Origin of the sequence: Sphingopyxis macrogoltabida (genome assembly GCF_001307295.1) — a bacterium.
In the GTDB taxonomy this organism is placed as follows: domain Bacteria; phylum Pseudomonadota; class Alphaproteobacteria; order Sphingomonadales; family Sphingomonadaceae; genus Sphingopyxis; species Sphingopyxis macrogoltabida_B.
In genome coordinates, this window is the sequence record NZ_CP012700.1 from 450,863 (window position 1) to 465,617 (window position 14,755).

Consider the following 14,755-nt stretch of genomic DNA (forward strand, 5'->3'; position numbering starts at 1 on the left):
CGCATCGAAAATCGTCCCCCCCTCGAATCGTCTTGGGTCGCAGTCAACGATTCGAAAGTTGGTGGGTGCTAGCCGGTAATCCGGAAGAGTCAACATGCGGTTTACGCTACGCCTTCCATGATAAAATAGCCTATTCTTAGCCCGCTAGAAGAGCGTGGGTGAGCCGGTCGGCGGCTTCCGGCTGAACCAGGGAATGTCGGTGCGTTCTACGGCAAGCCGCTCTGCGGGATATTGGGTGACGAGCATCATGGCGTCTGCGGGTTCCGCGCGCAGCCATCGGTCATGATCGGCGGCCTGCAGGATGACCGGCATCCGGTCGTGGACATCGAAAAGCTCCTTCGTCGCATCGACCATCACCATCGTGTAGCAATCGCCCCATTCGTCGCTCGGGCGCCAGAGACCGGCGCAGGCAGCGAGTGGCTGGTCAGTGGGGCTGATCCATGTCTGCGTCATCCGGCCCTTTTCGCCTTCGGCCTCGGCGAAGGCGGTGAAGGGGATGAGGCAGCGCTGCGCCGGGTTGGTGAACCAGGTACGCCAGAAGCTCATCAGTTTGTCGTCGCGCGCATTGTTTACGGGCTTCGGCTTGCTGGTCGCCTTCATATGCTTGAGCCGGACCGGAAACCCCCAGGTCATCGCCTCGAGCGCGCGCGCGCCGCCATCCTCGCGCACGACGAACCCCTGCCCGCCGGGATAGACGTCGCCGGGCTGCGCGTTGGTGAGCGGGCGGCGCGCACCGAAGGCCGACGCGACCTCGTCGACCGAGGCCTTGAGCGTCACCAGATTGCACATGATCGCGCCTCCTTGCCGTGTTTCCGGTCAGGCCGCTCCTAAGAGCTCGTCGAAATTCTGCTGAATCGGCGGCATGATGCTGAAGCTGTTCTTGGGGAAGGGCTGCAATATGTCCAGCGGCGGCCGCGTCCCCATCAGCCAATCGAACCAGTCCTCGGGGCGCACCACGGCAACATGCCGGTCCTTGTGCGGCGCCAGATCGTCATAGGCCGGAACGGTGAGCGCGGCGAAACTTTCTGGCCAAAGGCGGTGCGCTGGCCGCCAGACCGCCGCGATGCAGAAGAAGGGCTCGTCGGTGATCAGGCTGGCCGCATATATCGTCTTGCCACGCTTCACGAGGCCGAACGCATTGGCGAGCAGCAGGCAGGGCCGGTCGATGATCGCGGTCTCGGACTTGAGCAGCGGAATCTGGAAGATGTCGGCGTCGCGCGAGTGCAGGCCCCAGAGCATTTCCTTCTCGCGCTCGCGCTGGCCGTCCCACACCATCACCCGGTGTATCTTGCCGATGCCGACGAGTGCGTCATCGCTTTCGATATCCATGGGTTTTAATCCTCATGCACGGAAGCGGCTGAGCGCCCGCTTCCATTCGCGTTCGTCGGGCATGGGCAAGGCGATATCGTCGGGACCGGGATCGACCAGCTCGATCCGCACCGGGCGAACGCGCTTGCCGGTCCGGGCGCCGCAGCGAACGCACCAGAATTTCTCACGTGCCTTGCCGAGATCATCGTCCCACATCTTGCACTGGAAGCGCCACCAGATTCCATAGGGGTTGAAGGTCGCGCTGTGTCCGCAGCGGCAGACGGGCTTGATCGCCCGAAACCAGGCGGCCGCCTCGAAGATGTGCGTTGCTCGGGGCTGCCCCTCTTTGGTCCAGCCGCCCACGTCACAGCGAAAGCCCGAGCTGGTCGGGACTCGCGGGCTCCGCGCCCGCGCGAACGCTCTCGACGATTGCGCGGGCAAGTTCGAACGCCGCCTCGACCCGGATATGGCTCGTCGGTGCGGTAATCCCGACGCGCGCCCAGCCGGGGGCGGCAAGAATGGTTTCGGCGACTCGGGCGGTATCGATTTTATCCATGCCGCAAAGAGAACATAGGAAGAACATTTTGGCAAGGCTGCGAGCGATGCACGGTCGGGCAGCGTCGGCCGTGCGGCGGCGATGCCGCCGCACGCGAGCCCGAGGGGAGCCCGGACGCCGGGACGGATCGGGCGCGGCGAGAGAGGCTCGCCGCCGGTCCGCCGCGGAGAACCGATATGTCTTGTTCTGTCAAACCATCGCGCCAGCGCGGCGCGCGCGCGACCCTCTACGAAGAGATCACCAGCCGGATCATCGCCGAGCTCGAAGCCGGGCGGTTGCCCTGGGTTCAGCCTTGGGATGCGGGCCGGGCCGCGGCCGGTCTCCCCTATAATGTGGTGAGCGACCGGCGCTACAGCGGCATCAACATCCTCACCCTCTGGCATGCGGTTATGAGCCGGGGCTTTCGGGGCCATGGTTTCCTGACTTTTCGTCAAGCGCTCGCGCTGGGGGGCAGTGTCCGCCGCGGCGAGCGCGGGATCGGGGTCATCTATACCCGGCGCGCGGCAGCCGACGCGTCCGAGCCCGGCGGCGGCGGGGCGGGCGAATGCAAGGGCGGCTTTTCTTTCCTGAAGCAGTTCACTGTTTTTTCGGTCGACCAGTGCGATGGCCTGCCCGACAAATATCATGTTGCCGCGCCGCCCGTGCCCGAAGGCTTGATCCTTCCGCAGGCAGCCGAGCTGATTGCAGCCACCGGGGCCGAAGTCCGCATCGGCGGCGCATCGGCCTATTACAGCCCGCGCCACGATTTCGTCGCGGTGCCGCATCCGCAGGATTTCTACGCGCCGGTTGATTGGCACCGGACCGCCTTTCACGAACTCGGTCACTGGACGGGCCATGAGAGCCGCCTGGGCCGCGATCAGAGCGGCAGTTTCGGCTCGAAGCCTTATGGTCATGAAGAACTCATCGCCGAAATGGCGGGCGCGTTCGTCTGCGCCGCGCTCGGTATCAGCCCGAGCGTGCGCCACGCCGACTATATCGGCTCCTGGCTTGCGATCATCCGCGAGGATCATCGCGCAATCCTGCGTACCGCCAGTGCTGCGTCGAAGGCCGCCGACTATCTGCTCGCCTTCCGCGCTGGCCCGCCGGCTCATCGCGCTGCCGCGTCGACAGCCACACCGTCCGTCCTTCCAGACGGGGTCGAGAGCCGCATGGTCAGCGGAAGGATCGCGGCATGAGCCTCCTCACGCCCGACATCGCCGCCCGGCTCACCGCCAACGCCCGCACCCGCATCGACGCGGTCCGGCGCGGCCTGCGCGAGCCCGACCCGAGGCCCGTGGTCCGCTTCTTCAATCCGGTCGGCGCCGCGACCTGGCTGGCCACCGAGTTGGACCCCGACGGCATATTGTTCGGCCTTGCCGATCTCGGCTTCGGTTGCCCCGAACTCGGAAGTTTCTCGCTCGCCGAACTCGAGGCGGTCCGGCTCCCGTTCGGGCTCGGCATCGAGCGCGATCTCCTGTTCGAGGCCCAGCATCCGCTGTCGGTCTACGCCGCGGCGGCCCGCGCCGCGGGTTCGGTCGTGCTGGGCGAGCGGCGCCTCGCTGCCGCGGAGCGCCGCCTCTCGGGGCGCGCGTGACGCGGATGATCTTCGGGTCCGCCGGTGGCGGACCCGCGAGGAAGAGGAAGGCCGGGGCCTCGTGACGGGCTTGACAGCCGAGGGAGTGTCCCGCGGCGGCCCGTCATGGAGAATGGCCATGGCCAGTGCAAAACGAAAGATCACCCTCAGCCCGTCGCGCGATATCCCGTTCGACCGGCTTGTCCTCAGCCAGGCGAACGTCCGGCGCGTAAAGGCGGGCGTGTCGATCGGCGAACTTGCCGACGACATCGCGCGCCGCACCCTGCTGCAGAGCCTCAATGTGCGCCCGCAGCGGACCGATGAAGGCGCGGAGACCGGCTTCTTCGAAATCCCGGCGGGCGGCCGCCGCTATCGCGCGCTCGAACTGCTCGTGAAGCAGAAGCGGCTCGCGAAGGATGCGCCGGTCCCCTGCATCGTCCAGCAGACCGCCGGCATTCTCGCCGAGGAGGACAGCTATGCCGAAAACGCCGTTCGCGAGGCGCTGCATCCGCTCGACCAGTTCCGCGCGATGCAGGCGATGGTGGACAAGGGCGCCGAAGTCGAGGCGATCGCGGCGTATTTTATGACGACGCCCGCCGTCGTTCGCCAGCGTCTCAAGCTCGCCTCGGTCGCCCCGGCGCTGCACGAGCTCTATGCCGAGGATGAAATGACCCTGGATCAGTTGATGGCCTTCACGGTATCGGACGACCATGAGCGGCAGGTCCAGACCTGGGAACTGCTCGCGCACAGCTTCAACAAGTCCCCGGCCTTCATTCGCAGCAAGCTGACCGAGAACAGCGTGCGCGCCGCCGACAAACGCGTTCGCTTCGTGTCCGCCGACGCCTATGTTGCGGCAGGCGGCAGTATCGTGCGCGATCTCTTCGAGGCGGACGATGGCGGCTGGCTGACCGACCCCGCGCTGCTCGACCGGCTCGTGTCCGAAAAGCTCGCGGCCATCGCCGAGCGCATCGGCGGCGAAGGCTGGAAGTGGGTCGAGGCTCTCGTCGATTTTCCCTATGGCGCGACCCGGGGCCTGCGCGCTCTGGGCAGCAGCGAGGTGCCGATGACGGAGGAGGAAGCGGCGCAGGTCGTCGCGCTCGAAGCGGAGGCGGACGCGCTGTCGCACAAATGGGCCGACGAGCCCGACGTTCCCGAGGAGGTGCATGCGCGCCTCGAGGCGATCGAATGCGAGATCGGTGCGCTCGCCGATCGGCCGCAGATCTTCGACGACGCCGAGGTGGCGCTCGCCGGCGCATTCGTCTCGATCGACTATGACGGGACGATCCGGGTCGACCGCGGCTTCGTGCGGGCCGAAGATGAGCCTGCCGCCGAGGAGGAAGAGGTTGCGGATGCGGCCGAGCCGAGCAACGATAACGAGCCCGATCGCGAAGCCGGCGCCGATGCAGGCGGCGAGGAGTGCGATGGGTCGGGCGCGGATGCGGAAGAAGACACGCTGAAACCGCTGCCCGAGCGGATCGTGTCGGACCTGACGGCCTGGCGGACGCTCGCGCTGCAGGATGCCTTTGCGGCCAGCCCGCAGGCCGCCTTCGCCGCGGTGCTCCACGCGCTCGTCCTGTCGATCTTCTACCGGACCAGCCACGAGACCTGCCTCAAGCTGTCGGTATCGACGGTCTATTTCACCAACGAGCCCGCCGGGCTGCGCGACTGCGCCCCCGCCCGGTCGATCGAGGCCCGGCACGCCGCCTGGCGCGAGAAGCTGCCGACCGGGGACGCCGACCTCTGGGACGCCTTGCTTGCCCTCGATGCCAATGAGCAGGCGATGCTGTTCGCGCATTGCGCTTCGCTCGGCGTCAATGCGCAGGCCGAGATCCTGCCCAAATATCCGAACGGGCGCATCTCGGCGCACGGCGTCGAGCGCCGGATCGTCCACAGCCATGTGCTCGCGCGCGTGGTGAACCTCGATGTCGTCGCGGCCGGCTGGCGCCCGACCGCCGACGGTTACTTCCGGGGTGTGACGAAGGCGCGGCTTCTCGCCGACGTCGCCGAAGCGCGCGGGCCCGAGTTCGCCGGCATGATCGACCATCTCAAGAAGCCGGACATGGCCCGCGAAGCCGAAAAGCTGCTCGAGGACTCGGGCTGGGTCCCCGAGCCGATGCGGACCCCCGCCCTCGAAGCGGTTGGCGGTGACGCGGATGCGGGCCACGCCGATGCCGTTCCTGGAACGGACGAGGCGGTGACCGGGACCGAAGCCCTGGGTGGGGAAGGCGACGGTGACGGCGACTGGGATGAGATGCCCGTGGCCGCCGAATGAGCGTTGGGCGGGGCGGCTTCGGTCGTCCCGCCCTTTTTTCGTTCGCGGCGATCGGCGCGTGCCGCGCGTCGCGGCATATTGTTGAAACGGGCGGGCGCTCTGTGCCATCCTCCGCTCTGCCGGCAGGGGCTGCCGGCGCCGTTTGCGAGGATCGGTCGTTGCTGGCGACCGCCGTCCCGCGCTCGTCGCCGGAGAGCCTTATGGACAGCATTTCCGATATCGTCGTCCGCCTTGCCGACAATGCCGAGGCCGTCTGCCGCCGCTATCTTCCGAACGGCCGCCGCGAAGGCCGCTACTGGCTCGTCGGCGATATCCGCGGCACGCCGGGTCGCAGCCTCTATGTGCTCCTGTCCGGTGAGAGCGGTGCGCGCGGTCGGGCCGGCAAATGGACCGATGCCGCGAGCGGCGAGCATGGCGATCTCCTCGACATCATCGCCGCGAGCTGCGACCACGCTTCGATGCGTGATACGCTTACCGAGGCGCGGCGCTTTCTGAGCCTGCCCATGCCGCTGCCGGATAGCGCTGCGCTGCGCGCTCGCAAGGTCCGGCAGGGAACGGAAGCGGCGGCGCGGCGGCTCTGGGCGGCATCGAAAACGGCCGAGGGCACGCTGGCCTCGGCCTATCTGGCGTCGCGCGGCCTTGGCATTGAATCCGCGGCGGGATCGCTGCGCTATCATCCGCGCTGCTATTATCGCGCCTCGCGCGACGATGCTGCCAACGTGCCGTCGGCCTGGCCGGCGATGATCGCCGCGGTGACCGATGATCTGGGCGTCGTCGTCGGTGTCCATCGCACCTGGCTGGCGCCTTCGGGCGGCAAGGCGCCCGTCGCCGATCCGCGCCGCGCCTTGGGCCATCTTCTCGGGCACGGCGTTCGCTTCGGCGCTGCCGGCGAGGTCATGGCTGCCGGCGAGGGTATCGAAACCATCCTGTCGCTGCGCGAAGCGCTGCCCGAAATGCCGATGATCGCGGGGCTGTCGGCGGCACATCTCGCTGCCATCGAATTTCCGGAATCGCTGCGCCGCCTCTATGTCGCCCGCGACAGGGACCCGGCTGGGGCGGCTGCGTTGGCAACGCTCGGCGCACGCGCGGCCTCGGCAGGCGTCGCGGTCCTGCCGCTCGATCCGCGCCACGGCGATTTCAACGAGGACCTCATGGCGGTTGGTATCATGGGCCTTGTTGTCGGCGTGAGGGAGCAACTCGCGCCCGAGGATAGGGGGCTTCTGACATGATCCCGTCCTTGCGGCCGTCTGCCTCGGGGTGGCAACGCCTCTAGGTAGCAACCTTCCTGTGTGTCGTGCGATCGATCGGCCTGCCGGGCGTGAGCCGTCAGCTCGAAGCCGGCTCGCGGAGATGGGGCGGTGCGATATTCCCGATCGGGAATTATATAGGCCCCATTCGCTTTCAAAGTCATAATATTCCCGATCGGTAAAATTACTTGAAGAGACGGTCCTCCTCTGCTACAAAATTCCCGAACGGGAAGATTTATGGATATCGGTAGCATAGGGCAGATGGTGCGCCGCGTGCGCAAGCGGGCAGGGCTCCGCCAAGACGAACTCGCGGGCGCGGCGGGCGTCGGCATCCGCTTCATCGTCGATCTCGAAGCCGGCAAGCCGACTCTCCAGGTCGGCAAGGTGCTGCATGTCCTCGACGCGCTCGGCATCGTCGTTGCGCTGACCACGCGTAGCGAAGGCCTGACGGGATGAGTGTCCTCATCATTTATTGGGATGGCGTGCGGGTCGGCAATCTGGCCCGCAATGGCGAGGGCACCATGTTGTTCCGCTATGACGACGAATGGCTCGCCGATCCGGCGTTTCGCTCCATTTCGGCATCGCTTCCCCGGCAAGAGGGGGCCTTTACCCGCGCCCAAACCCGGCCCTTTTTCGCTGGCCTTCTCCCCGACGAGGGGCAGCGCGAGGCCGCCGCCCGGGCCGCGGGCGTCTCGCGGCAGAATGACTATGCGCTGCTCGACGCCCTTGGCGGCGATGTCGCCGGTGCGCTCGTCATTCTGCCGGAAGCGGAGGCGGTGCCCGCGCCGTCGGCCGCGGCACCCGAAGCTCTCGATCAGGACGCGCTGGCGGCGCTTCTGGAAGAGCTTCCGCGCCGTCCCTTTCTCGTCGGCGACGAGGGCATCCGCATGTCGCTCGCCGGCGCGCAGCCGAAGCTTCCCGTCATATTGGTCGATGGCGCGCCGGCCTTGCCGCCGCCGGGGCAGCCGACGACACATATCGTCAAGCCCGCGATCGCCCGCTTCGAGAATAGCGTCGAAACCGAGGCCTTCGCGATGCGTCTCGCGGCGGCGGTCGATCTTGACGTTGCCCGGGTCGAGCCGCGGCGGGCGGGCGCGATCGCCTACCTCCTCGTCGAACGCTTCGACCGGCGCCTTGAGGGCGGCATCATTCGCCGTATCCACCAGGAAGACTTCTGCCAGGCGCTCGGTATCGCGCCCGAGAATAAATATGCGATCGAGGGCGGGCCGGGCTTTGCCGCCTGCTTCGACCTCGTCCGCCGGACCTGCACGACGCCCGCGCGCGACCTGCTGCGTCTGCTCGACGCCGCCATCTTCAATGCGGTCATCGGCAACGCCGACGCGCATGGCAAGAATTTCAGCCTTCTCTACGCAGATGATGAAGGCGACGCGGCGACGCATCTGGCACCGCTCTACGACCTGATGGTCACCGCTTATTATCCCGAAGTGGCGACCCGCTTCGCCATGCCCATCGGACGCGCGAACCAGCTCGAAAATCTCGATGCGGACGCATGGGCGCGCTTCGCTGCCGACATGCAGCTTGGCGTCCCCTTCGTCCGCCGCCGCGTATACACACTCGCAGGCCGTATACGCGACGCTGCGCCCGCTGTTGCCGCGACCCTTGCCGCAGAGGGCTGCGAAGCGTCGGTGCTGGACAACCTCGCCGCACTCGTCGCCGCGCGCGCCGACAGGATCGGCGGCGCGCTCTAGCCGGGCGCGCGCAGCGAGCTCTTGAAGACGACTTCCGGCTGTCCGGACGATCCACTCCATAGCAGCGAATGCTCGCGCTCATGAGGGTCGACGTCGCTTTGATCATCGGCATCATCGCGCGATCACGGCATCGCCATATAATCGCGATCACCGCGATCACCGCGATCATCGCAATCATCGTCCCGCCATCATGGCCCCTTTTCCGCCGATCACCCGAAGCCTGCCGATCGCCGGGAACGGTGACGGCGCCGCGATCGGGGACATCATGGTAGCGGCATGATCGCCCTGTGCCGGACCGCGCCTTCGGCCTTCGCTGGAGGGCGACTGCGGCACGCGGGGGCGGGCGCCGCAATGTCTTGCCGGGCGGCTATTTTCCGCCGGGGCTCGCGCCCCTTTGCATCGCGAAACAAAATAGCCTTCGGCCGCCATCCTCCGCTGGCGCTTCGGCCGCGCGGGGGCTCGCCCCCTTGCGGTGCGGGCCCGCCCCGCGTGCCGCGAGGCGTCGCCGCGAAGGCCGCGAAAGGCGCGGCCGCAACCGGAGACCAAGCGCCATGACCGACGATGCCGACCATCCCTATCCCGACACGTCCTTCGAACCCGGCGCGAGCGCGCATCTTCTCGAGGAAATGCAGCTCCATGGTTATCGCCCCTTCGAGGACGAACCCGACGGTCGCCCCCTTCCCGACGATCGGCTCGCGAGCGGTGCCGTCGCCGACATCTTCGATGCGCTCGCGGGCTGTCTTGTTGATACACGGATCGAACCCGATCTCGAGGATCTGCTCTGGGGCGTCGTCAATCTCTTCCATGGCGCAGGCACCCGCATCGAACGCGACCTCGACCGCAACGAGGCGGCGCAGCGCGAACTCCAGCGCGGCCAGGACGGCAGCGAAATCCGCTCGGTCGAACTCGAGCGTGCGATCGCCGAAGGCATCACCCTCATCGAGCGGCGCGACGCGATGGAATTTTTCCGCGAATGCGCCGCCGAGCAATATCGCATCCATGCCCGCAAAGCCTGGGTCCCGCGCACCGGTTCGCGCATCCGTCACCAGACGATGACCGCGGCGGTGATCGACAGCCGCGACTTCATGGACAAGAGGCTCCGCGAAAAGGCCAGGGCTTTGATCCCCGAGGGCACGCGCATCGCTTTTTCGGGCGGTCCTTCCTGCAACGATCATCAGCATATCTGGTCGGCGCTCGACCGGGTGCATGCCCGCCATGCCGACATGGTCCTTCTCCACGGCGCGACCCCGACCGGCGCCGAGCGCGCCGCCGCCTGCTGGGCCGACGCGCGCAAGGTTCCGCAGGTCGCGTTCCGCCCCGACTGGAACCGCGACAAAAAGGCCGCGCCCTTCAAGCGCAACGAGCGGCTGATCGACGCCATGCCCGCCGGGCTCATCGTTTTCTCGGGCACCGGCATCCAGGACAATCTCGTCGACAAGGCGCGCGCGTTCGGCATCCCGGTCTGGGATTTCCGTATCCGCGAGGCACCATGAGGTGCCGAATTGGACCTGACCGCGCTTGCCATCGGGCGAGCATGTGACCACAGAAGGAACGAGCGATGCGTACCGATCTCGATCATCTCCCGGCCAACAAGCAGCGCGAGCTCGAGCGCGTGAAGGCGATCATCTTCGAAGAATTCGAGGATGCCTTGGCGCTCGGGACCATGAGCTGGAAGAAGAAGGGGCGGATCGACAAGATCATCCTCTACGGCAGCTATGCGCGCGGCGGCTGGGTCGACGAGCCGCACACCGCCAAGGGCTATCGCTCGGACTTCGATCTCCTTATCATCGTCAACGACAAGAGGCTGACCGACAAGGTCGACTTCTGGGCGAAGCTCGACGACCGGCTGACCCGCGAGCTCGCGATCGACAAGACGCTGCACACGCCGGTGAACTTCATCGTCCACACGCTACAGGAGGTGAACGACGGGCTCGCGCACGGGCGCTATTTCTTCATGGACGTCGCGCGCGACGGGATCGCGCTCTACGAATATGACGACAAGGAATTGCACCAGCCGAAGCCGAAGACGCCCGAGCAGGCGCTGGCGATGGCGCGGGAGTATTTCGACGAGTGGTATCCGGCAGCGGCTGGAAGATTAGACACCGCGAATTATACCCGCGGCCAAGGCCGTTATCGGGAGTCCGCCTTCGATACCCACCAAGCTGCGGAATTTCTCTACCACTGCGCGTTGTTGGTTTGCACTTTCTACACACCGCACGTGCACAACCTCGGATTTCTCCGGACGCAGGCAGAGCGGATCGACATGCGTCTCGTCGATGCATGGCCACGTGACTTGAAGGCCGATCGGGCCCGCTTTGAAAAGCTGAAAGAGGCCTATGTGAAGGCGCGCTATTCGAAGCATTATAGGATCAGCGGTGAAGACCTGCTCTGGCTGTCGGACCGTGTCGTGGAACTTGGCCGCGCAGTGCTTGCTATCTGCTCGGAGCGGATCGCGGCATTGGAGGAGGCGCTACGCCGATGACCGATACGCCTGATGGATCTGATCGCGCTCGCGTAGTCGCGGATCGCAAGATCGCATTGCTGATCGACGCCGACAATGTCTCCCACAATAAGATCGCAGCCATGCTGGCTGAACTATCAAAATATGGAACCGCGAATATTCGGCGCGCCTATGGCAACTGGGCAAGCGACAGCCTCAAGGGCTGGAAGGACAAGCTTCACGAATTTGCGATCCGGCCGATCCAGCAGTTCAACTATTCCACCGGAAAGAATGCCACCGACATCGCCTTGGTGATAGACGCGATGGAACTTCTGTACACGCAAAAGCTCGACGCCTTCTGCCTCGCGTCGAGCGATGCCGACTTCACACCTCTCGTCATGCAGCTCCGGGCCAACGGCCATGAAGTCTACGGTTTCGGCGAACGCAAAACCCCAAGCCCTTTTGTCAACGCCTGCACGACTTTCCTCTATCTCGACAACCTCGAAGGCATCGACGCGCCGACCACACCAGCCGAGCCAGCCGTAGCGAAGGCGCCAAAAGCGAAAGAGCCGGCCAAGGCTGGTACGCCGCCCGCTAAGGCGACCAACAAGAAACTCGCGCAGGACACCAAACTGGTGACGATTCTCCGCGGAGCGGTCGAGGCGTCGGCGCGCGACGACGGATGGGCGTCGATGTCCTCGGCCGGTAGCGCAGTTAAGCGGCAGGCGCCGATCGACCCAAGAAATTATGGGGCCAAGAACTTTCCAGCGCTCTTCGAGGCGACTGGGCTGTTCGAGATCGTCAAGGGTGAGGGCGGCCAGAGCTTTGTCGCCGACAAGAGAAACAGAGACCGAGCGGCGAGACCGGCATCCCAATAGTCTCGATCTTGCAGCTGCTTGGCGACATGGCCGCTTCGCGCCCGGAGTCAGACGTTACGCTCCAGATCAAGTCCAGCTGAAAGCCGCCGTAGAGATGCCGGTAACCGGCCGGCGATCTAGCGAATGCTTCCGATCGCTTTGGCCGGGATATCCGCGGGCTTTAAGCCTGCATCCGCGCCAGGTAGGCCACCTTCCGCACGAACTGAGCTTGGAATCCCAAGGCGCAGCAGAGCTTCCGCAATTCTCTTGAGGGTTGTGTACGGAGCGCAGCTCCCGCCGTAAGCTAGCTTAAAGCACTCCCAGTTCTCAATCAGCGCTTGCATTAGTGCGTCTTCACGGCCGGGAGGTATGGTCTGCAACGCAATCACGCAATCCGACAGGACAGCCTCGCCATCGGGGAAAAGAACTATCTTTTCCCGAGAGGGACGCCCGACCCGAGGTACTAATACCGCCGGCCCTTGAACTTTCCGTCGAACTGGTGATGCCTTCCGACTAAGCTTTCCCAGCTTGCCATTTCGCATATCGGTGGTGTGAATATAGCTGGGCCCCGATTTTGTAGCGACGTAATCGTGCACCGACAGGCACCCGCGGGACATCTCTACCGAATAGGAACGCAGATCCATGCGTGCGCTCGCAGCGGAGTCTCCAGGTGGCCGCGAAGATTCTCCCGTCATCGCTCTTGACCCTGTAGTAGCTACAGAGTGTAGATAGCCTTCCGACTCGAACATTATCGAGAGGGATCCAATGTCCGATGGCCGTCCAGCAACGCAGCCAAAAGCAGACGCCACTGGCGCAGGCGTTGGCGTGCGAAAGGCGATTGCGACGGAACTGGCACTTTATCGTCGCGCCCGGGAGGCTTGCGACATCGGTGCCGCCTGGCACCATCTGGAACGCGCCCATATCCTTTCCCAGCCACTGATGTGGTTTCACCTGTCGTCGCATGTCGAGATGCTGAAATTCGCTATCTCTCGTGGAGATATTCGTGAGACCTTCGGGCAGTTGTTCCGGATCGGCCTCGTCCCTTTCGGCGCGCTCATGGGTCGCCTGCCCATAGGAAATACGGGCCGTGCGCGTGTGAGTGCCTTCGCTCCCATGCCTGTTCCAGAGGATCTGCAGCGATATATGCAGGCGGATGCGCCATGATCTCCAGCTTGCCTGTGTCTCGCACGGCTGCTAACCGGCGGGTGATGCGAAATGGCCTCATCCAGTTTATGTTGCTCATTGCGGCGCTGTTGGCGGGCGTAGATATGCCTGCCATGGCCTTCGACAATGTGCCGGCGACGCTGGTGGAGGCGCACCATCAGACGTGTGTCGAGGTCTCGAATGACGGCGCGCCGGACGATAATTCCCCGACCGGCAGCGGCAGCGAGCTGCTCCATCATCATCACTGCCCGGCCGGCCTGATCGTGGAAGACTCCGCGCTGGCCGCCTCGGCTGTGCTCGCGCGCGACAGCCATTTGTCACGCGCCTCTGCGGCGCTCGCGTCGCGCGTGATCGCGCCACCAACACAGCCTCCAGCCGCCTGATCACTGCTTCGCGCAGGCTTTTGCCTGCGTCGTTTTGCGTTGATCAGGAGTATTTATGTCCAAATCATTTGGCACCCTGCTGTTCGCAGGGATGCTGGCCATGGCAGGTCAACCGGCATTCGCCGAGCCTGTCTCCCTGTCCGATGCGCTCGCGCGCGGGCAGGACGTCTCCCCTCGAATTGCCAAAGCCAAAGCCGAGCTGAAGGCCGCCGAAGGCCGCGCGCTGCAAGCAGGCGTGCGCCCCAACCCCACCGTGTCCGCCGAAGTCGAGAATTTCAGCGGAACCGGCCCCTATCGGACCTTCCGCCAGACCGAGACAACCGTCGCGGTGTCGCAACCGTTCGAACTCGGCGGCAAAAGAAGGGCCCGAAAGGAAGTTGCGGCCGCCGAACGCGAGTTTGCGCAGATCGCCCTGCGGAGGGCCGAAGCGGACCTCGCCTACGACATCATCGTGTCGCATGCCGAGCTCCGCGCCGCTGAAGACCGCGCCGTTTTGGCGCGCAACGTCCTGACACGAGCGGTCGAACTGGCGCGAATCGCCGAGACGCTGGTGGACGTGGGCCGCGATCCGCCGCTGACCAAGCTGCGCGCTGACGCCTTGCTCGCCGAGGCGAGAGCGGAAAGCCTACGGGCCGATGCTCAATTGCTCTCGGCGCGGCAGGAGCTTGCGCTGCTGATCGGGAGCGACGATCCCGACTTGTCGGCGGTCGCGCAGAACCTTCCGGTACCGCCGGCGCTTCCGGCTGACGTACAGAGCCTCGACGAACGGCTTGCGTCGGCGGAGCGCGATGCGGCTTCGGCGCGCGTGCGCCTGGCTCAGGCGGAGGGCGTTCCCGACATCACGGCGTCGGGGGGTGTGCGGAATTTCCGCGAAAGCAAGGACACCGCCTTCATCGTCGGCGTCTCGATCCCGCTGCCAGTGTTCAACCGCAATCGTGGCAACATCTACGCAGCGCGCGCCAATGGCGAAGCGGCCGAAGCACAGCTCGCGCAGACGCGCCTTGATACGCGTCTCTCGCGACGCGATGCGGAGTTGATGCTCTCTGCCGCCACCGAACGGGTGTTGGCCTTGTCGGGAGCAGGCCTGTTCCAGGCGAACGAGGCCGCGCGCGTCGCCGAGATTGGCTACCAGCAAGGCAAGTTCACGCTCATCGAATTGATCGACGCCCAGGAGGCGCTGACCAGCGCCAACCTCAAACTCATCGAAGCCGAGCTCGATCGCGCCCGCGCCGTTGCGGCGCTGGGCCGCGCGAACGCGCAATAGGGG

16 protein-coding genes are annotated in these 14,755 nt (G+C 65.5%); 12 read left to right on the forward strand and 4 right to left on the reverse strand.

Translation table 11 applies throughout. From position 1 onward, the window contains the following. Positions 1-144: 144 nt before the first annotated feature. The 4 genes from AN936_RS02185 to AN936_RS02200 are packed head-to-tail and all read right to left on the reverse strand — an operon-like array spanning position 145 to position 1,864. The gene (locus tag AN936_RS02185; protein WP_054586713.1) at positions 145-789 is read right to left on the reverse strand and encodes an SOS response-associated peptidase; all 645 of its coding nucleotides are present in this window, start codon (positions 787-789) and stop codon (positions 145-147) included. A gap of 27 nt (positions 790-816) precedes the next feature. Next, complete coding sequence (locus AN936_RS02190; RefSeq protein ID WP_054586714.1) at positions 817-1,329, reverse strand: DUF159 family protein; 513 nt, start codon at positions 1,327-1,329, stop codon at positions 817-819. Positions 1,330-1,341: 12 nt separating this feature from the next. After that, positions 1,342-1,671: a hypothetical protein gene (locus AN936_RS02195; protein ID WP_054586715.1), complete on the reverse strand. Its 330-nt coding sequence runs from the start codon at positions 1,669-1,671 to the stop codon at positions 1,342-1,344. A 1-nt stretch (position 1,672) separates the two neighbouring features. Continuing rightward, the gene (locus tag AN936_RS02200; protein WP_054586716.1) at positions 1,673-1,864 is read right to left on the reverse strand and encodes a DUF6771 family protein; all 192 of its coding nucleotides are present in this window, start codon (positions 1,862-1,864) and stop codon (positions 1,673-1,675) included. Between the two features lie 176 nt (positions 1,865-2,040). Here AN936_RS02200 and AN936_RS02205 point away from each other — a divergent pair, with 176 nt between their 5' ends. The 12 genes from AN936_RS02205 to AN936_RS02265 all read left to right on the forward strand — a co-directional run bounded on the left by AN936_RS02205 (position 2,041) and on the right by AN936_RS02265 (position 14,752). Further along, complete coding sequence (locus tag AN936_RS02205; RefSeq protein ID WP_084758122.1) at positions 2,041-3,039, forward strand: ArdC family protein; 999 nt, start codon at positions 2,041-2,043, stop codon at positions 3,037-3,039. Next, positions 3,036-3,437, forward strand: a complete 402-nt coding sequence (locus tag AN936_RS02210) for a DUF2958 domain-containing protein (protein ID WP_054586717.1) — start codon at positions 3,036-3,038, stop codon at positions 3,435-3,437. The genes AN936_RS02205 and AN936_RS02210 overlap by 4 nt, the downstream gene beginning before the upstream one ends. Before the next feature lie 118 nt (positions 3,438-3,555). Continuing rightward, positions 3,556-5,688, forward strand: a complete 2,133-nt coding sequence (locus tag AN936_RS02215) for a ParB/RepB/Spo0J family partition protein (RefSeq protein ID WP_084758123.1) — start codon at positions 3,556-3,558, stop codon at positions 5,686-5,688. A 200-nt stretch (positions 5,689-5,888) separates the two neighbouring features. After that, complete coding sequence (locus AN936_RS02220) at positions 5,889-6,917, forward strand: DUF7146 domain-containing protein (RefSeq protein ID WP_054586718.1); 1,029 nt, start codon at positions 5,889-5,891, stop codon at positions 6,915-6,917. Positions 6,918-7,172: 255 nt separating this feature from the next. Beyond that, positions 7,173-7,391 carry a type II toxin-antitoxin system Y4mF family antitoxin gene (locus tag AN936_RS02225; RefSeq protein ID WP_054586719.1) on the forward strand — a complete coding sequence of 73 codons (219 nt, stop codon included), beginning with the start codon at positions 7,173-7,175 and terminating at the stop codon, positions 7,389-7,391. Beyond that, positions 7,388-8,644 carry a type II toxin-antitoxin system HipA family toxin gene (locus AN936_RS02230; RefSeq protein WP_054586720.1) on the forward strand — a complete coding sequence of 419 codons (1,257 nt, stop codon included), beginning with the start codon at positions 7,388-7,390 and terminating at the stop codon, positions 8,642-8,644. Before AN936_RS02225 ends, AN936_RS02230 begins: the two co-directional genes overlap by 4 nt. Positions 8,645-9,195: 551 nt before the next feature. After that, positions 9,196-10,137, forward strand: a complete 942-nt coding sequence (locus AN936_RS02240; RefSeq protein ID WP_054586722.1) for a DUF2493 domain-containing protein — start codon at positions 9,196-9,198, stop codon at positions 10,135-10,137. A 65-nt stretch (positions 10,138-10,202) separates the two neighbouring features. Then, positions 10,203-11,126, forward strand: a complete 924-nt coding sequence (locus tag AN936_RS02245) for a nucleotidyltransferase and HEPN domain-containing protein (RefSeq protein WP_054586723.1) — start codon at positions 10,203-10,205, stop codon at positions 11,124-11,126. After that, entirely contained in the window at positions 11,123-11,962 is an 840-nt protein-coding gene (locus AN936_RS02250) for an NYN domain-containing protein (protein ID WP_054586724.1), read from the forward strand. The genes AN936_RS02245 and AN936_RS02250 overlap by 4 nt, the downstream gene beginning before the upstream one ends. Before the next feature lie 744 nt (positions 11,963-12,706). After that, the gene (locus tag AN936_RS02255) at positions 12,707-13,105 is read left to right on the forward strand and encodes a DUF3703 domain-containing protein (RefSeq protein WP_054586725.1); all 399 of its coding nucleotides are present in this window, start codon (positions 12,707-12,709) and stop codon (positions 13,103-13,105) included. Next, the gene (locus tag AN936_RS02260) at positions 13,102-13,488 is read left to right on the forward strand and encodes a hypothetical protein (protein WP_149037572.1); all 387 of its coding nucleotides are present in this window, start codon (positions 13,102-13,104) and stop codon (positions 13,486-13,488) included. The genes AN936_RS02255 and AN936_RS02260 overlap by 4 nt, the downstream gene beginning before the upstream one ends. Positions 13,489-13,579: 91 nt before the next feature. After that, a complete protein-coding gene (locus AN936_RS02265) occupies positions 13,580-14,752 on the forward strand; it encodes a TolC family protein (RefSeq protein WP_054586727.1) in 1,173 nt (390 codons plus the stop codon). The last annotated feature ends 3 nt before the right edge of the window (positions 14,753-14,755 follow it).